An 18,241-nucleotide genomic window follows, 5' to 3' on the forward strand; every position below is an offset into this window, starting at 1 on the left:
ACCGCACGCTCCGATAAGCGGCGCTAGCGCCCGGACGGTCGGCCTATTCTCCCCATGTCCTCCCAACTGAGCGGCGCAGCAGACCAAGTCCGCCTCGCTCAGTTCGCGACAAATATCGGGTTTAATCGGACGCCGGCCCTTCATCGAGTTAATTTCCAGACAATTAATGCCTGAGCCAGATTTAATTGGCAATACAAAATTTATCAGATATATTATTTTAAATACGGCCGCGGATTCGAATAACGCCTACGGCCCCGTGCTCCCGCGCGACTGTCAATAGCCGAGAGAATTGTCCGATGCTTCAGACCAATACGCTCCAGACCGATGGGGCACGTCTGCCCTCCTCCATGCCAATGCAGGCTGATCGCCAAGACGCCGCGGGCATCGGCGAGCTCATTAAATTGGCGCTCGTCTTTATAAGGCGGCAATACCTCGTCATCATTTTCACCACCGTCCTGGCAGGTGCCGCCAGCCTCATATACCTCCGACTGGTCTCGCCGGCCTATACGGCGCAGGTTCAGGTCCTGTTCGAAAACCCGAGGGCACAATTCCTCCAGAAGCAATCGTTGCTCTCCGAACCGATCGTCGATGTCACTCAGATCGAAACGCAGCTGCAGATCATCAAGTCGCAGGCAACCGCTGCGGCCGTGATCAAGCAGCTAAAATTGGGCGATCATCCGGATTTCAAGGAGTCCCGGTCGCTGCAGTCCTGGCTACTGAGCTGGCTTCGACGATGGCGATCGAATGCGTCGGAAGCTGCGCAATCTGCCGCGCCAGAGCAACTCTCAGAAGCCGCCATTGCGAGCTTTCTGGATCGCCTATCTGCAGGTCGAGTTGGCTATAGTCACGTTATTGAAGTCAACTTCACCTCGAGCGATCCAGCGCTAGCGGCGGAAATCGCGAACGCAATTGCCAAAGCCTACATCAACGATCAGCTCGACGCGAAATTTGAAGCCAGCCGCACTGCAACAAGTTGGCTGCGGGAACGGCTGCGAAACCTCGGTGAGGAGGCGTTGACCGCCGAACGTGCCGTTGACGCTTACAAATCTCAGAACAACATCGTTTCGCCCGGTGGAAAACCGATCGACGAGCAGCAGATCACGGAACTCAATACTCGGCTGGCTACCGCCCGTGCGCAGAGTTCGGAGGCTGCGGCCAAGCTGTCCCGCTACGAAACTCTCCTCGGCACCGACCCGGCAAAACCATCCGCGATGAGCAATCTGGATGCCATCGGCTCCGACGCGATGAACAGTCCAATCATTACGTCGCTACGCCAGCAATATCTCGAACTCTCCAGGCGTGAGGCCGAGTTATCGGCACGCGTTGGGCGCGATCATCTGGCGGTCGTTAACGTCCGAAACAGGCTCCGTGAATTTCGGGTCTCCATTCTAGACGAGGTGAGGAGACTTTCCGAGATCAGCCGCAGCGAAGCCGAACTCGCAAAGCAACGGCAGCAGGAGATCGAAAAACGTCTGTCCGTTGCCATTGCGCAGTCGCGCCTCACGAACTCGGCAGAGCTGACGATAAGAGATTTGGAAAGTCGCGCAAAAAGCTTGCGGGCCCTCTACGATACCTTCCTTCAGCAGTACATGGGCTCGACGCAACAGGAGACCTTCCCTATCTCTGAAACCCGGGTCATCTTCCCCGCCTCCGCCGCTCAAACCAAGAGCAAACCGAAGACGAAGGTCGTGCTGAGTTTCGGTCTTCTGGGTGGCCTCGCGCTGGGACTACTGCTCGGTTTCGTGAGAGACGTAATGGACCGCGTTTTCCGTACCTCTTCCCAGCTCGAGGCCGCGCTGGAACTGCCGTGCCTGTCTCTCGTGCCAATCCTGAACTTACCCAAGCCGCAGAGGCCGTCGGCCCGGCTTCAACAGACGCAGGAAGACTCGAGCCAACGAATACTTTCGACCGCTCCGGACATTCATCGCGCCGTCGTAGGCATGCCCCTGTCTCGGTACACGGAGGCCATCCGTGCGATCAAGATTGCGATCGATCACAGCCCGGCAAAGACCCCCAACCAGGTGATTGGCCTGACGTCAGCTCTCCCAAACGAAGGCAAGACCACGATTGCTGCTTCCGTGGCGCAACTCATCGGACACAGCGGGAAGAAGGTCATCATAGTGGACTGCGATCTCCGGAATCCATCGCTCTCGGCCCGTCTCGTCCCGAAGGCGGTGGATGGCATTATTGAAGTCATGAACGGTGATCGCCCACTCGAGGAGGTGGTATGGCGGGATCCGAGGACAAATCTTGCCGTTCTTCCGGCCGTTCAACGCGGGCCCGTACTTCACTCGAGCGAACTTCTGTCCGACAGCGCGATATGCAAGCTCTTTGATCGCCTGCGACAAAGCTATGACTATGTCATTGTAGATCTTCCGCCGCTGAGTCCGCTTGTCGACGTACGGGTCACGGCGCCTCTGATCGATTGTTACGTTCTCGTCGTCGAGTGGGGACGCACCAAGATCGAGGTCGTTCAGCATGCACTGCACACCGCCCCGACGATCTCGGACTCGCTGATCGGCGCAGTCTTGAACAAGACGGACATCAAGGCAATGGCGCGATACGACACCCATCGAAGCGACTACTACGACGACAGTCACTATGTTCGTTACGGTCTTTCGAGCTCTTGAGCGGCCCCCTCGCCGCGCACCATCACGATTTGCGCGTTAGACGGTCTGCCGATCGGAGCATCCGGAGGAACGTCAAGCCAGAGAGGTGACGTGGTATGCTCGTCAGGTTCCTGATGCTGGCACTCGTTGTGTCCGTCGCAGCAGCTTTTGCAATGCCCGAGATCCCGCAGCAGCGAGCTCTATCCTCTGCTCTCCTCGCGACGGCGGTGCTGGCAACCGCAATCTTCGCCTCATCCTCCGCAATCGCGAGTCTGGTACGGCGGTCAGGACTCGTTCTCATCCTCATTCTCGCTGTACCGGCGATTTACATGGCCGTCCAGCTCGCGCCAGTTCCTGTCCACGGCCTCGGCAATCCGATATGGGAAACGGCATCGGCCGCCTTGAATGCTCCCCTCGCCGAACGGCTCACGGTGGACGTCCGTGCAACCGTGCAGGCATTCTTGCACTACAGCACTGCCGTCGCCCTCGCGCTCATCACGACCGTCGTCGCGCTGGACAGACAGCGTGCGTGGCAACTCCTCTCCATGCTGGTCGCGATCTCGACGATCGTCAGTGCGTACCTGCTGTTGCGGCAGACGATCGGAGCGGACGGTTTCTCGCGCGGCGATACTCCTGTCCTCGCAGCGACCGGCGCAGTCCCGGCAGTGCTGGGGCTGGTGCTGTCCGCAGCGATGATGACCCGTGCGTTCGAGGACCGCCGCCGTGTCAAGCAACGCCCATTTCGAGTGGCAACGACCCCTTGGTTCGCACTCCTCGCGACACTTCTCTGTCTGTCGGCAATCCTCGCCAGCGGAGACGGGATGGGAACGGCCACAGCGGCATTGCTCGGAGTGGGAATCGTGCTCGCCGCGTTCGCGATCCGGAACTGGTTCTCTGGGGTTTGGGGTATCGCGAGCGTCCTGGCCACGGCTGCCGTGTTGTTTCTGGCGGCCTTCACCCTCATGCCAATAAGGCCTAATGCCGATCTGACAGTCGCCCTGTCCGAGCACCCCCCGGGGGCGACTGAGCGGATGTTGCAGGATGCCGGCCATGCCGGCTCCGGCGCGGGAACCTACGCGGCATTGCTGCCAATCCATCGCGATATTGCCGCGCCGTTGTCACGAGAGCGCCCGACGGCTGCCGCGGCCATCGCAATCGAGATGGGCCGCCCCTTTCTGTACGGCGTGTTGATCGTTGCGGTGGTTGGCGCCGGGGCCTTGCTCAGATGCTCCCTGCGGCGAAGGCATGACTACGTCTACGCGGCCATTGGCGCCGGCGCTGCGACTTCGTTGGTTGTGCTGGCCTTGGTCGAAGACGGCATTCTCGAGTTCGGCGCATCGCTGTTGGCTGCCGCGCTGTTCGGACTTGCGGTCGCCCAAAGCCGGCGTGATACAGGAGCCGTAACCGAGCAGTCGCGGTCGGCGCGGCCCGTCGTTGGACTGGATAGTCCGGGCCCGGCATGCGCGCCAATACGCTCATATGGGATTGGCAATGCATCGATTCGTATTGGATTGGGCTCCATCGCAATCGCGCTGATCGCGCAAACGGTCTGGCTGCTCGCTCAGCCGTCGTATCCCGGCGGTTTGCCGGTTGAAGCGCTCGTTCCCAATGATGCCTCACGCCAAGCACTTCTGAGAGTGCTGCCGCAGAACTCACTGCGCAGTGATGGCGATTTGCGGTCTGGGAGACCCGCTCCCGCCCCACAGCCCGCGGCCAATGGAGCAGCAGCCTCAAGACCGGAGTTCGGAGTCCATCCTGCCGCGCCGACTGTACTGGCGCAGGCACTGCGGTCCTCGCCATTACGAGGGGATCTTTGGCTCATGCTTGCGGCACTGTCGAGGGAACAAAGATCGGTCGAATACGACGTCGCGGCCTTGCTGAAACTCTCGTACTACACAGCTCCAAACGATCTGGCCCTGCTTCCGCTACGACTGACTGCCGCTCTCGGCGAGGCTTCGGTCGTCAGCGATCCCGAATTGCGTGAACTGGTGCAGCGCGACGCCAAGATTGCCTTTGCTAGGCAGCCCGCTCTTCGACCCGCTCTCATTGCAGCCTATCAATCGGCGTCGGCGGAGGGGAAGGCCCTGGTGGACAATCTGATTTCGGAATGGGATTCAGCAGCTCTTCAAAGCATGCGCAAGGAAGGCCCGATCCCGGGACCTAAAGCGGATCCACCTTTGCCGAGCCGGACATGGGGTCGAGGGGCGGCGCGGTAGTTCCAAACCCGTTCCGCTTCGATGGGCAGTTCTTCGAGCACGCGCCAGATCCGAAGAGCGTCATTTGGTATCATTTAAATTATGATATTTTGCTTGATATATTCAATATTAATAATAAATTAAATACGAATTCCGAGTGCCCCGCCATGAACTTCGTGAACCGGCACCTCCCCGATCGAAACGATACGGCTCGTGTCAGCCTCGAGCCGTCGGTGTCCTCCAGGCATAAATGGCCCCTCCGTTATGACTGGATCGAACCTGTTGCACTCTGTGCCGATATCGCGACGATTTTGTTGGCCAGCATCGTCTCCACATTACTGTACCGGCTCCAAAACGGGCAAGCTGAGGGAGACCATGGCAACGCATTTGGCTTAGCGCTGGTCAGCGCAGCTTGCGTTGCATCCGTGCTGAAGGCTCAAGGTCTTTATCGCCCGATTGAGCTCCTCGTCCTCAAAAACCAGGTTCGGGCCGTCTGCGTGACGTGGGCGTCATTGCTGCTCTTGATTTGGGCCGCCGACGGCTTTGCAATTCGGCCGGGCGTATCTCAGGAAGCAGGCCCGCTCTTCGCCATCCTTGGCCTGTGGTTGCTTGTAGCCGAGCGATGGGCTGTCAAATCGCTGCTGATAAGAGGCCTGAGCGAAAGAAGATTTGCCAGCACGAATATCGTTCTAATCACGGACCAGCCGCTTTCGAAGAATGCCGGCCTACCGGAAACCTTGGCTATGCATGGATATTGCATCCAGGGGCGGTTCAGCCTGCCGCCCATTGGGTTCGGTCCCGCCGGTCGCAAGCGCCTCACGTCTCGCGTAATCGACCACATTCGCAACGCTCGGCTCGACCAGGTGGTGGTCGAAGCCAGCCCGGAGCGATGGCCCGAGCTTCGGGCATTTGTTGCCGAGTTGCGGGTACTGCCGTTTCCGGTCATATTCGTGCCGGTCGGCACAACAGCCGAATTGCTACGACATCCTACGCGCAGCCTTGGTAGTGCCGTTTGCGTGGAATTGCAGCGCGGTCCCCTTACCCCGTTCGAGTGCGCAACCAAGCGAATCATTGATATCCTTGGCGCGGGGCTCGCCTTGGCGGTATCCGCACCGCTGCTTGCGCTTGCCGCAATCGCAATCAAGCTGGATTCTCCCGGCCCCGTGTTCTTCCGACAACAACGCTGTGGTTTTAATGGTCGGACATTCTTGATCCGCAAATTTCGGACCATGCACGTGCTCGAGGACGGCAGCGTGATAGTTCAGGCCACCCCGGTCGACCAACGCATCACCCGCGTGGGCAGATGGCTGCGTCGGTCTAGTTTCGATGAATTGCCGCAACTGCTGAATGTGCTTGAGGGCAGCATGTCGCTGGTGGGTCCGCGCCCCCACGCCTTGGCCCACGACGGACAGTTTGACAAGCTCGTGCGAAACTACGCGTTTCGTCGCAGGGTCAGGCCAGGACTGACCGGATGGGCCCAGATCCACGGCTGCCGCGGCGCAACACCTACAGCGTCCATGATCGAAGCACGTGTACAGTACGACCTCTGGTACGTCGACAATTGGAGCCTTCGGCTGGATCTCGCAATCCTGTTGCAAACTCCGATGGAGGTCTTGCGGGGCCGCAACGCCTACTAGGCTCGATCCCCGCTCAAAGTGCCAAGCTGCGCCGACCTGCTGGCGTAACGACGTCTCACGCCCGCTGCCGAAGCTTCGGAGTCGCTGCCCCTATGCGAAACTCCTCGATCCGTCGGCCGGATTTCATGGCAGCAACCAACCACCGCGGCCGCTTGCCACGTCCTGACCAGGTTTCAGAAGTCTGGGGGTTGCGGTACTTCGGCAGCACACGCGGATATTTACGCCTCTGCTTGCCGGTCGGGGAGACGGCCGGCCCGCCTGTTTCGAACACGGCCATTCCCCCTCCGAGAACCGCCAGGCGCTTCTCCAGTTCCTGCTTTTCCGCCTTGATCCGATCCGACAAAATGCCGCTAATTTCCTCATGAAGCGACCATAGATCGTCCAGAGACATCGCTTCTAGTTCGAGCTTCTTGGTCGACATGCTAGCATCCTGTAGTTGCGCCCATTTAATATTGTCCCGGTCGGCTAATCAAGAACCAAGTGGTCAGCTTAAACAAAAATATGTGGAACCGAACGGCAAGTTCGTGCTCCACATAACTGCGCCGCTGGTTCTAATCAAGACAAAAAAATGAACTTATCCGCTCAATTTAATAGTGGCCAAAGTAACATTACGCGCCTTACGTGCACCGATGCCCCGACTCAAGTGAAGAACGACACGTTAAGCCGGGCCTGGGATCAATCTGCCACGCCGCACTTTCGACAAATATGCTCGGCATCCGAGGCCGCGTTGCATCGTTCTTACCCTCGGCAACAGGGAGCGTACGACTCAGTTACCCTCAGCGCGAGCCATCGCAGCTGGATTTGTGGCTTCAAGCCTGGATATCAATCAATCTAGCCGCGGCAGCGATGAACCGGCCGATCGCTTCCTGAAGGGCGCCCCAGAGGGCAATCGTAACATCCAATGTTTCTCGTCTGGCTCGCATTAAAAACTGATGAAAATAATCCTCGCAATTAATAATTAAATAATATATTATTATTTATTGTCACGCCAATTTGAAAGACCAGCCTTGGACCTATCCGTATTTTGCGCTCGAAAACGATACTCGGCGTGGAGATGACAAGGTAGTCGGGAGCGTGAGTTGAACGGTGACGAGAATGCTATGCGCAGGCAAGATCTCGAAGCCATGGATTTTGAAGAACTATGGCTCCTCCACGAGGAGCTAACAAAGATTCTTGCTGAAAAGATCACGGCCGAAAAGCGGGAACTGGAGAAGCGCCTGGCGCAACTCAATCAACCGGAACAGGTCGGTGGGCCCGAAAGCGGGGCGGCAGAGATGGGCCTAGGCCAGCCTCCCCGCCGCAAATACCCAAAGGTCGTACCGAAATACTTCAACCCTCTCAAACCGACAGAAACTTGGTCCGGGCGTGGCAAACAGCCGCGCTGGCTGGTCGCCGCACTACAATCCGGGCACACATTGGAGGAGTTCAGGATTCACGAGAACGGTGAAGCCTCCAACCAGAATGCTGGTGGTCAGGGGCACTGATTGCCCTACCACTGCAAATCCCCGCATGCGCAAAGTCGTTGGATCCAGGGAAGCTGGCGCCCGGTCGGAACCGGCCAATTGAGGTCGTTCGCTTCGGAGCTACCGCCCTAACGGAGCGGCTTGTGATTTTAGGCCTTCCCTGCGCGCACCGCGACGGCCGCCTTCAACAGAAACTGCAGGGTTCCCATCCTCGGCAGGGACCACAATCCACGCCGGCGCGCAGTGGGTTGGATGGTGTCATTCGCCACCTTCCGGTAGTTTCCGAGATCCAGCATCATCATTGCGAGGAAGGGCACGCGCGTGGCTGGAAATCGTGCTTGCATCAACTGTCGCATGAACTGCAGACGGGGAATCAGCCGAGAGCGCAACTCTTGCGGAATCTCGACGCCAAGCAACTCAGCAAGAGCAAACAGCTGGGTTTCAACCGCGTTCTTCATCAATTCGCCCGAGACAAGAGAGGCAAGCTCTTTCCAATCCAGGCCCTCGGCGGAATTGCTCATATCGCGCAATTCAACTAGGTGCCGCAGGTCGAGGTCGCCCAGCCAATAACCGTAGTCTTGAAATTGATCATGGATGATCAACATGAGCGCCCGGTAGGTAGGCGCGGGGATATACACGCGTCCGCGCCCCAGCGGCGCGGGCACACAATGATTCAGCGGGTGCCCGAAGCTCCGGTAGAGGTACGCGGGACCTGGAGCTGCCCGCTGCAGGTCGATGGTCCCGACATCCTGCGAGCGATTCAGCTCGACATGCCATCTGTGGCTTTCGGGAGGGGTCTCATAGTCAACATCGTAGCCAATTGCGCATAGAGCGGAGACTGCCATTCTGGCTTCGTCCGGCATAACCATAATATCCAGGTCGGACATTAGCCGAACGCCTCGTCGCTCTTCAGGCGCGGTCACCAGCGTCGATGCCCCCTTGAGCATGATTGGCGTAATTCCCAGGTCGTTCATCGCAACGACGGCTTCTTCGAGTTGAGCGACGAGCCGATTGTTCCGCAGCACGTTTCGGCCGTGGATCTGGCGAATATATCCGCAGACGTCCTCCGACAGGACCGGTGCAAATTTGTCGACAAAATCGATGAGCGCCGGTGTCGTCAGAGTCTGATTTGCGAGCCCGATTACGGACGTCCATTCGACATCGACAGGTGGCATGCCTTGCAGGCAATTGCAGAGGCTCGTGAGCGCCGCGCTATGCCTTGCCATTGCATAGATCCATAAGCACGCGGCGAGCCTCCACGGCCTCGCAATAGGTGAGTTGAAGCGATGGCGCGCCCGCGACGATCCGCTTCAAAGCGAAAAAGCCGGCCTGCGAAAGTCTTCCGTCAGCAGCAAATCCGTTGTCGATGAGCCGCTTCATCGAATCCAGTTGATCTATCGCGGTTAGTTCGGCCGGACCGCTCGCGACACGGTTCAAGAAGATGATCCAGCCTGCGGAAAAGCTTTGGTGGTACGCATCCGCAATGGGTACGTATCGCACCAGAACGCCGTCGGAGCGGCGATGCGTCGCGTCGTACCGGCCGCCATGTAGTCGCGAGAGCAAGTCCCACGACCCCTCCTTGAGCGTGAGAGCAAACGGGATGCCGCAGATCGCTCCGTCAGCGCCAACCAGCGCAACGTCATCGCCGGCGTACCGAAGTCCGGCATCCACCAGCTGCAATGTGAGGGTAGACTTTCCGGCTCCCGGCTGGCCGCACAACAATAGTCCCATACCGTCCTTCACAAGAGAAGCGGCATGAAGGGAGAAGGTCCAGCGATCGCTTCGAATAAGCCGCTCGGTGATGTGAGCTTTGATCGTTGGGGCAAGTGCTTCGACTTGACATCTGGAGATGCTGGAATCCTCTCCGCGCAAGAGCACTTGCTCGTCCAGCATCATTGCCTCGATCGCAATGTCGTCGTCGCCGCCGGCGCTCTGGTCCGAAACACAAAACAGCGAACACAGCCGCCTCAAGAGGTCCCGATTTGCAGCCCGGACCCCTATTCGGTGCCGGCCTAGTACCGCCGAGAAGGCAAAATCGGTCGGCATTCGCCAGTCGACCTCGAGCAACGCTCGATCGATCCAGACATCTACGACCTGTCGGGTGAACTGGCGCGCGGTCTGCTCGTCGATGCCTAGGGTCCCAAGCCCCTTACAGGTGTCTTCCAGAGAGGCGCCTTGCGCCAGCTTACACCAGATGAATGCCCCTACTCGGTCCAGTTCAAAGATCTTCTGCCCTGCTTCGCTGAAGAGCATTGATCGACCGTCCAGCAGCGCGAACACTGCATCCGAAGCCGGTCTCAATACCATCTCTGCCGACGATCTTTCCAGCACGGTTCCAACCAATGTGAAGACATCTGCCTCGTCCTGTGCCGACGAAGCGACGACAGCGCCCGGGATGCTAGCGTCGCGGCCCTAGGCAGCCACGAAGTTCAATCTGAACCGTCCGCGGCGCGGCAATTCCCGTCTGCCGGGCACAAGTGACCCAATCGGTCTCGTTTCGAAACGACAATCAGGTCCGGCACGCCACAGCTGACCGCCCTACCCCCTCCCTCCGGAGAAATGTTCAACACCTGCTCTCAAAGAAAGCGCGCCCGCACTCAACCGATGAGCATCCAGGAGGTACCGATAGGCTTCGCGATCGGCACTGCGTTCCCGCAGAATGCGCTCCTTCTCGCCAATACCTACCAATTCGGCACGCATCTGGGCCAACTGCGGCGCATCGGGGGCGAAATCGTACTCGCTAAGAGTTAAATCCCACATTGTCTCCTCCAGCCGAACAAAACCTGGACGAGCTTAGCTTACGTGATCGGCAGCAATTAACAACGATATTTACATCAGTGCCATATAATCAAAATTTATTTCATATTTGAACCGAACCTAACCACCCGTTTACCAAAGCCAAATCGCAGCGCGCGCCGAACTGATGGCAGGTGGCGAGGGATAGGCTGAGCGTGCGAAAGGGCCCGCCGCGACAGCCCGCAAAATAAATCGGTCGAGAGTCGCAAACCGGACCGACAACGCGCATTTAATTGCGCATTAAATAAAAAAACGATAATGTTGACGAATTGCGTGAGGGGGGAGTGAGACCAGTGATCCGGTTGGCTGATCTGTCCGTCAAAGGGAAGATATTGGCTTCGTTGCGAGCGGAATATTCGGCACGAAGCCGCAGGGATTTGAACATGCTAATTGTGAGGGGCCTCCCAGAAGCCTTCGGTTGAAGCCGAAGCCTCATTTCATAGGCCTGCCGGCCAAAGCCGGCGGTATCCCCGAGAATTCGCCAAGCAGGAATCCGGTCGGTTGGAGAAGCGTCGTCACGAGCAAGCTGCCCTTTGCTCGACAACGACCCCAGGTGCGATGCCCCCCCAAGTAACCCGCACCGACGAGAGCGCACTCCAGCCGACCGGCCCCTTTTTCAGCAGTATGTTTCTGGGAGGCTCACATGGGTATGGTCATGGTCGAGTGTCCGCAAACGGGTCGCGCGATTCCTACCGGCATCAAATCCGATCGCGAGACTTTCCTGCGGAGCATCGTGTTTTTCGGCAATACTCGTTGCCCAATCTGTGAGGCCAATCATAACTGGTTCGCCCGCGAGGCCTGGGTCGAAGAGTCAATCATCCGGACGGTGGATATCCTTCGTGCGGCTCCTTCGCGCTGACATAAATGCCAAGGCCGTTTGAAAGAGCGCGTCCAAATTCCCTTTTCCGATGCGAGCATTTTGGTGCAATGCACTAGAGTGCTCGAAAATATTTCTGCGTATCGTCGTAAAGCGAACGGACGGCTCCGGGATCCATTGCTTACAAATTATTGGCACGTCGTCACAAATTCGATCTTTCCGTCACGGCTTCGGCAAGGCCTGTTGGGGTATTATAGTGAGTAGTGGGTTTTGCAGCCTGGCTGTTCTGCATCATACAGCGATCGAGCTCGTTAGCCTGCTCGCTCAATTGAAGCGGCTCCGGGAGAGAGTACGAAGGGCGGAAGCACGGCGCTCGGGAGAAAGACGGCAATCGGCGTCGCGTGCGCGAAGGCCCCGAGCAACGAGATATCGCACGCGAACGATTCCCGGGTCAGTGCAATTCTGATCATCATGCTGGCTGAATCAAGGACCAGCATGGATGCGCAAGGCCTATTCACCGCAAGCGTGCCGTGTTCTCTCTAGCCCGCTTTCGACAGGCGCTGGCCGGCATACATCGCAGGCTTGAACCCTGATTCCGGCTTTCATCACGACAAAGCCGCATCACAACAGACGGCGCAGAGCGTGTTGGCGCGAGTCCGATCGAGCTCTTCCAGTTTCCTCGCTTCATACTTCCGGCTTCGTTGGACGGAACGCATCGACGACTTTGGAACCGCTGGCTGTGAAGTGGCTCACATTGCGCAAGACAATATACGTGTATCCGTCGTGCTGGGTGGACATGGCAGACGGAGATGCGCATGAAACGCCTCATGCTCTCGCTCATTGCAGCCTTGCTTCTCGCCGGAGCGGCCAACAGCATGCTCAGATCGCACGCACTGTTCGACCAGAGCGGCATGCCATCCATCCAGGAACTGCAGACAGGTCAGGCAAACAAGCTCCCTGAACAGGAGATGCAGGACCGTTCGATCTTGTTTGCGAAAGAACCGGCGCAATAGAGCGAACCGCCCGCTTTCCCGGCTGTCCGTCTTACTCGGCCGCCTCGGTTGCGGGTCGTGACTGTCCGTCGTTTGGCCCCGCTCGTGCCGTCTCCTGGTCGAACCAGAGGCTATGGTGCTCGCGAGCCCAATTGACGTCGACCTCACCCGTGCCCATGGCCTCGAACGCACCTTCCATTCCGATCGTGCCGATATAGATGTGCGCGAGCATCGCCGCGACAAACAAGACGGCCACGACGGAGTGCACCACCTGGGCAATCTGCATGCCCTCGATCCCCGTGCCGTAGAACGGAAACATCAGCGCATAGCCGGTCGCGGCGACGAGCCCGCCGCCGATCACGACGATCCAGTAAATCGCCTTCTGCCCGCCATTGAAGCGATTGGCCGGCGGATGGTCATGCCCGAACAAGCCGCCGCCACGTTTCGCCCATTCGATATCCACCTTGTTGGGAATGTTGCCGCCAATCCACATCAGGAAGATCAGGACCACGCCGAGCGTGAACGGGAAGCTCAGATAATTGTGGGCGTACTTCGCCCATTGCGACCATTCGGAAAAGGCCTCGAAGCCGATCAGCGGCAAGAGCAGCGGCCGGCCGAAGGTGATGTTGAGGCCGGAGATCGCCAGGATGATGAAGCAGGTTGCCGTCATCCAGTGCACGAAGCGCTCGAAGACGTTGAAGCGCACGATGGTACGACCCGATCGGCCACTTTCCAGCCGGACCATGCCGCGGGTGAGATAGAAGATCATGATCAGGGCGGTCATCCCGATGATCGCGATGCCACCGATCCAGCGCAGCGTGACATCGCGGAACTCGCGCCACTCACGTCCCTGTGGCTGCTCCAGGACGCCGGACCGCTGGTCCGGAATGCTCACCCGGCCCTGGATCCGGTTCAGCTCCTGCAGAAGCTGCTGCTCCTTGACCGAACTTGCAGTCGGATTGACCTGTTGAGCACTCGCGGGCGCCGCCATCACCAAGAGAAGCAGCGTGCAGACGCCGAAAGCCAGGCGAATGAACATTCCAAATGACGCCATCACGTCCTCCCCGGTATTGCGCGCCCTCGGCTGCCCACCTCAAGATTCGATCGTCTCGCGATAGGCGGTCTTCCAGCCCCACGCGCCCGAACCATAGCCGCGCTTCATGACCCGCTCTTTGTAGATCTGGGCAATGATCTCGCCGTCGCCGGCGAGCAACGACTTGGTCGAGCACATTTCGGCGCAGAGCGGCAGCTTGCCTTCGGCCAGCCGGTTCGCACCGTATTTCTCGTATTCTTCCTTGCTGCCGTCGGCCTCGGGGCCGCCCGCGCAAAAGGTGCATTTGTCCATCTTGCCGCGCGAGCCGAAATTGCCGACCTTCGGATATTGCGGCGCCCCGAAGGGACAGGCGTAGAAGCAATAGCCGCAGCCGATGCAGAGATCCTTGGAGTGCAGCACCACGGCATCCGCCGTGGTGTAGAAACAGTTCACCGGACACACGGCCGCGCAAGGCGCGTCCGTGCAGTGCATGCAGGCCATCGAGATCGAGCGCTCGCCCGGTTTGCCGTCGTTGATGGTGACGACGCGGCGCCGGTTGATGCCCCAGGGCACCTCGTGTTCGTTCTTGCACGCCGTGACGCAGGCGTTGCATTCGATGCACCGGTCAGCGTCGCAAAGAAACTTCATTCGAGCCATGTTCGTTGCTCCCTCAAGCCGCGACGATCTGACAAAGCGTGACCTTCGGCTCCTGCATGCCCGTCGCCGGGTCGTAGCCGTAGCTCGTGATGGTGTTGGCGCTCTCACCGAGCACGATCGGGTCGGTGCCGGCCGGATAGTTCTTGCGCAGGTCGGCGCCGCCCAGCCAGCCGCCGAAGTGGAACGGCATCCAGGCCACGCCCTTGCCGACACGCTCCGTAACCAGCGCCTTCATCCGGGCGCGCGAATTGTTTTCGGCGCCGCTCACCCAGACCCAGCCGCCGTCCTTGATGCCGCGATCGGCGGCATCGGCGACGCTGATCTCGATGAACATGTCCTGCTGCAATTCGGCGAGCCAGGGATTGGTGCGCGTCTCCTCCCCGCCCCCCTCATACTCCACCAGCCGCCCCGAGGAGAGGATGAGCGGAAACTGCTTTGCGATCCCCTTTTCGACCGCCGCCTTCTGCACGGAGAAGCCGATATTGGGCAGACGGAACTGCTTGGCGTCAGGCAGGGTTGGATACTTCTCCACCAGGTCGACGCGCGGCGTATAGATCGGTTCACGATGCACCGGAATCGGATCCGGCAGACCGAACGCGTTCATGCGCGCCTTGCCGTTGCCGAAGGGCACGCAGCCGTGCTTCAGCGCGACGCGCTGGATGCCGCCTGAGAGGTCGAGTGCCCAGGATACGGCATCCGGATTAGCCGCGTTGACCTTCTGGATCGTCGCCATTTCAGCCTCGGTGAGATCCTTGTCCCAGCCGAGCTTCTTCAGGCTTGCCAGCGTGAACTCGGGGTAGCCGTCCTCGATCTCCGACCCCTTGGAAAAGGATTTGTCGGCAAGCAGGCTCACCTTCCGCGTCGTGCCGTCCGGCAGTTTTTCCTCGCGCTCGATGCCGAAGCGTGGGCGGAAAGCGCCGCCGCCGTCCATGACATGCAAATTGTTGTTGTAGAGCAGCGGCGAGCCGGGATGTTTCACCTCCGGCGAGCCCCAACACGGCCAGGGCAGGCCGTAATAGTCGCCGCCGACCTCCGGATCGTCCTTCGGCGCGCGCATCGTCACCAGATCGAATTTGTTCTGGTTCTTCATATGCGCCTTGATGCGCTCCGGCGACTGGCCGCAATAGCCGGTCGACCAGCTTCCGCGGTTGATCTCGCGGAGCACGTCCTCGGCGAGCGGAAGGTTGTTCTCGACCTTGATGTTCTTGAACATCTTGTCGGCGAAGCCGAACTTCTTCGCCATCAGGTAGATGACCTCGAGATCGTCCTTGGATTCGAAGATCGGCTTGACGATCTGCTCGCCCCACTGCATCGAGCGGTTGGAGGCGACGCGCGATCCCGAGCATTCGAATTGCGTGGCGACAGGCAGGATATAGACGCCGTCCTTCCGTCCGGCCTCGACCGCGAGCGACGCCCAGGTGGTCGGGTGCGGATCCGCGATCACCAGCAGGTCCAGTGCCTTCAAACCCTTCATCGATTCCGGAATGCGGGTGATGCTGTTGCTGGCGTGGCCTTGCACGAATACGGCCTTGACGTTGTCCTTCTGTGCAACGTCGGCCTTCGGCAACAGCGCAGCATCGAACCATCGCGTCAGCGGGATGCCTGGGGTCTCCATCTGCTTCTTCTCGTCGAAGCGGGAGACCAGGTACTCGTAGTCGACCTCCCAGACCCGCGACCAGTGCTTCCAGGCGCCTTCCGCAAGGCCGTAATAGAACGGCAGGGTCACGATATCGAGGCCAACGTCGGTTGCGCCTTGCACGTTGTCATGGCCGCGCAGGATGTTGGCACCGGCGCCCGCCTTGCCGACATTGCCGGTCATCAGCAGCGCGATGCAGCTCGCCCGCACATTGGCCGTGCCGACGGTGTGCTGGGTCTGCCCCATGCACCAGATGATGGTCGCGGGCTTCACGGTCGCGAACATCTTGGCGACGCGTTCGAGCTGCGCAGCGGGCACGCCGGTGACGCGTTCGACCTCCTGCGGATTCCACTTCTCGACCTCCTTGCGCAAATCGTCGAAACCGTAGACGCGCGAGGCGATGAACTCCTTGTCCTCCCAGCCGTTCTTCAGGATGTGCCACATCATGCCGTAGAGCACGGGAATGTCCGTGCCGGGACGGATCCGAACATATTCGGTGGCATGGGCCGCGGTGCGGGTCAGGCGCGGATCGAAGACGATGAAGTTCGCCTTGTTGAGCTCCTTCGATTCCAGGAGATGCTGCATGCTGACGGGATGCGCCTCCGCGGCATTGCTACCGATGAACAGCATCGTCTTGGAGTTGCGCATGTCGTTGATGCTGTTGGTCATGGCACCGTAGCCCCAGGTATTGGCGACGCCCGTGACCGTGGTGGAATGGCAGATACGCGCCTGGTGGTCGGTGTTGTTGGTCCCCCAGAACGCGCCGAGCTTGCGGAACAGATAGGAGCCCTCGTTCGTCATCTTGGCGGAACCGAGCCAGTAGACGGAATCGCTGCCCGATTTTTCGCGAACCTGTAAGAGCTTGTCGCCGATCTCGTTCACCGCGGTGTCCCAGGACACGCGCGTCCATTGGCCGTTCACAAGCTTCATCGGATAGCGCAACCGCCGATCACTGTGCACGAGCTCGCGTACGGAGGCACCTTTCGCACAATGTGAGCCGCGGTTGATCGGCGAATCCCAGCTCGGCTCCTGGCCGATCCAGACGCCGTTGAGCACTTCCGCGGTCACCGTGCATCCGACGGCGCAATGAGTGCAGATGCTCTTCTTGACGACGGCCCCGGCCGCGAGCGGTCCGGCCACCGCGGCTTCCGCCTTGCGCACACTGCCGATCGGCATGGTGCTGAGTGCCGCAAGCGCGCCGCCGGCAAGGCCGGACCTGCGCAGGAAGGAACGGCGATCCAGACCGCCGGCCTGACCCGCAAGGGATTCAGCGACGGAGCCGCGACGATCGGAACGCTGGTGTGTTCGCTTGATAAGCACGGGAAGCCTCCCTCAAGCCGGATAGCGATTGACGCGGTAATAGGTTTTTACGTGGTCGGATTCCTTGTAGCGCGCCTTGCGCTTCTCATCGTTGTTCTCGCTGTCGGCTTGTGCCGGCCCGACCAGCGGTGTCGCGAGCGTCGCGCCGGCGCCGACCGTGCCGATGCCGACCTTGCGCAGGAAATCGCGGCGTCCCACCTTGGCTTTCGTCTCGTCACTCATCGCATCTCTCCCGCACCGACGCGCGTCGGTCAGTTGGCGAATGTGAATGCTTCCGTCTCGATCTCGATAAAGGCACGGCCGAGCGCCCCCACGACCCGATAGAATCGGGCGTTGTCGGTGCTTTCCATGTCGGCGAACAGCCGCCCGATCCAGGGCGACACGTGTTTTTCAAAAAAGGCGCGTTGAGCCTCCGGCGAGGCGTCGAGGCTGCCGTCGGCAAAGCCCGACATGATCTCGCAGAGGATGGCGGCGTGATCCTCGGGCTCGGAATTGTTGGCGACCCGCTCGATGCCGAGCGCGGCCATATCCGCGCGCAGCCGTGACAACGGCCGCTCGTTGAGGAAGCCGGTGAGGTAGTACGAGGCATAGGGCAGCAATTCCCCGCGGCCGAGCCCGACGAACAGGTCGAAATATTCGCGCTCGGCTTTCGCCGCGACAGCGCTTGAGGCCGCCTCAGCCAACGCAACATGCGCGCGCCCGAGCGGCGTCGCGTCGCCCGTCAACATGGAAAGCTGGTCGAGCAATCGTCGCGACGGTGGCGCAGATAGAAGCGTTGCCAGAAGCGCGTATTCCTGCGCGCGCGCCGCATCGACGGGATCGAGTGGTTCTGCGGAGAAGGCCTGTTCGCTGTAGAGATCGGGCCGCAGATCGTTGCGAGCTACGCCGGTGGCGGCTTCGACTGCAACCACCCGTTGTGCGGGTACCTTGGTCCAGTTCGAGACGGATGGCTGGCTGATGCCGATTTTGCGCGCAAGCTCGGCTATGCCGCCCGCGGCATCGATCGCGCGATCAAGACCGTCATCCCGCACGTGGACCTCCCATCCGAGTCCCGTCTGCCTAGTCCCACCTGCTCGATTATTCTTT

The 18,241-nt window shown here is 59.8% G+C and carries 15 protein-coding genes; 6 read left to right on the forward strand and 9 right to left on the reverse strand.

Annotated features, from left to right (window positions below; genetic code table 11):
* Positions 1-296 precede the first annotated feature (296 nt).
* The 3 genes from GDN70_RS24925 to GDN70_RS24935 all read left to right on the forward strand — a co-directional run bounded on the left by GDN70_RS24925 (position 297) and on the right by GDN70_RS24935 (position 6,441).
* Positions 297-2,630 (forward strand): AAA family ATPase, encoded by a 2,334-nt coding sequence (locus tag GDN70_RS24925; RefSeq protein ID WP_038970407.1) that lies wholly within the window; start codon positions 297-299, stop codon positions 2,628-2,630.
* 95 nt (positions 2,631-2,725) lie between these two features.
* Positions 2,726-4,825, forward strand: a complete 2,100-nt coding sequence (locus GDN70_RS24930) for a hypothetical protein (protein ID WP_152103156.1) — start codon at positions 2,726-2,728, stop codon at positions 4,823-4,825.
* Between the two features lie 146 nt (positions 4,826-4,971).
* Entirely contained in the window at positions 4,972-6,441 is a 1,470-nt protein-coding gene (locus GDN70_RS24935) for an exopolysaccharide biosynthesis polyprenyl glycosylphosphotransferase (RefSeq protein WP_038970425.1), read from the forward strand.
* A gap of 55 nt (positions 6,442-6,496) precedes the next feature.
* On the opposite strand, the gene GDN70_RS24940 is transcribed toward GDN70_RS24935, so the two are convergent.
* On the reverse strand, positions 6,497-6,862 hold the full coding sequence (locus tag GDN70_RS24940; RefSeq protein ID WP_028143633.1) for an H-NS family nucleoid-associated regulatory protein: 366 nt from the start codon (positions 6,860-6,862) through the stop codon (positions 6,497-6,499).
* Between the two features lie 679 nt (positions 6,863-7,541).
* Between GDN70_RS24940 and GDN70_RS24945 the strand changes: the two genes are divergently transcribed.
* The gene (locus GDN70_RS24945) at positions 7,542-7,925 is read left to right on the forward strand and encodes an H-NS family nucleoid-associated regulatory protein (RefSeq protein WP_028143632.1); all 384 of its coding nucleotides are present in this window, start codon (positions 7,542-7,544) and stop codon (positions 7,923-7,925) included.
* A gap of 128 nt (positions 7,926-8,053) precedes the next feature.
* Here the strand turns inward: GDN70_RS24945 and GDN70_RS24950 are convergent, their stop codons facing one another.
* From GDN70_RS24950 to GDN70_RS24960, 3 genes are all read right to left on the reverse strand, one after another.
* Positions 8,054-9,130: a nucleotidyltransferase family protein gene (locus GDN70_RS24950; RefSeq protein ID WP_240536270.1), complete on the reverse strand. Its 1,077-nt coding sequence runs from the start codon at positions 9,128-9,130 to the stop codon at positions 8,054-8,056.
* Positions 9,117-10,184: a serine/threonine protein kinase gene (locus GDN70_RS24955; protein ID WP_244625821.1), complete on the reverse strand. Its 1,068-nt coding sequence runs from the start codon at positions 10,182-10,184 to the stop codon at positions 9,117-9,119. Before GDN70_RS24955 ends, GDN70_RS24950 begins: the two co-directional genes overlap by 14 nt.
* Before the next feature lie 258 nt (positions 10,185-10,442).
* Complete coding sequence (locus tag GDN70_RS24960) at positions 10,443-10,664, reverse strand: hypothetical protein (RefSeq protein ID WP_244625822.1); 222 nt, start codon at positions 10,662-10,664, stop codon at positions 10,443-10,445.
* A 679-nt stretch (positions 10,665-11,343) separates the two neighbouring features.
* Here GDN70_RS24960 and GDN70_RS24965 point away from each other — a divergent pair.
* On the forward strand, positions 11,344-11,559 hold the full coding sequence (locus tag GDN70_RS24965) for a hypothetical protein (RefSeq protein WP_038948928.1): 216 nt from the start codon (positions 11,344-11,346) through the stop codon (positions 11,557-11,559).
* A 773-nt stretch (positions 11,560-12,332) separates the two neighbouring features.
* Complete coding sequence (locus tag GDN70_RS24970) at positions 12,333-12,530, forward strand: hypothetical protein (RefSeq protein ID WP_240536272.1); 198 nt, start codon at positions 12,333-12,335, stop codon at positions 12,528-12,530.
* Between the two features lie 31 nt (positions 12,531-12,561).
* Here the strand turns inward: GDN70_RS24970 and GDN70_RS24975 are convergent, their stop codons facing one another.
* From GDN70_RS24975 to GDN70_RS24995, 5 genes are read right to left on the reverse strand one after another with little or no spacing between them, the layout of a single operon-like run.
* Positions 12,562-13,563 carry a formate dehydrogenase subunit gamma gene (locus tag GDN70_RS24975; RefSeq protein WP_038948932.1) on the reverse strand — a complete coding sequence of 334 codons (1,002 nt, stop codon included), beginning with the start codon at positions 13,561-13,563 and terminating at the stop codon, positions 12,562-12,564.
* 39 nt (positions 13,564-13,602) lie between these two features.
* On the reverse strand, positions 13,603-14,199 hold the full coding sequence (gene fdh3B, locus GDN70_RS24980) for a formate dehydrogenase FDH3 subunit beta (RefSeq protein ID WP_028143626.1): 597 nt from the start codon (positions 14,197-14,199) through the stop codon (positions 13,603-13,605).
* Positions 14,200-14,212: 13 nt separating this feature from the next.
* Entirely contained in the window at positions 14,213-17,155 is a 2,943-nt protein-coding gene (locus GDN70_RS24985; RefSeq protein ID WP_038948933.1) for a formate dehydrogenase subunit alpha, read from the reverse strand.
* A 12-nt stretch (positions 17,156-17,167) separates the two neighbouring features.
* Complete coding sequence (locus tag GDN70_RS24990) at positions 17,168-17,377, reverse strand: twin-arginine translocation signal domain-containing protein (protein WP_028143624.1); 210 nt, start codon at positions 17,375-17,377, stop codon at positions 17,168-17,170.
* Positions 17,378-17,406: 29 nt separating this feature from the next.
* The gene (locus GDN70_RS24995) at positions 17,407-18,186 is read right to left on the reverse strand and encodes a molecular chaperone TorD family protein (protein WP_028143623.1); all 780 of its coding nucleotides are present in this window, start codon (positions 18,184-18,186) and stop codon (positions 17,407-17,409) included.
* Positions 18,187-18,241 lie beyond the last annotated feature (55 nt).

The organism is Bradyrhizobium sp. TM102, from assembly GCF_009176685.1.
GTDB lineage: Bacteria > Pseudomonadota > Alphaproteobacteria > Rhizobiales > Xanthobacteraceae > Bradyrhizobium > Bradyrhizobium ottawaense.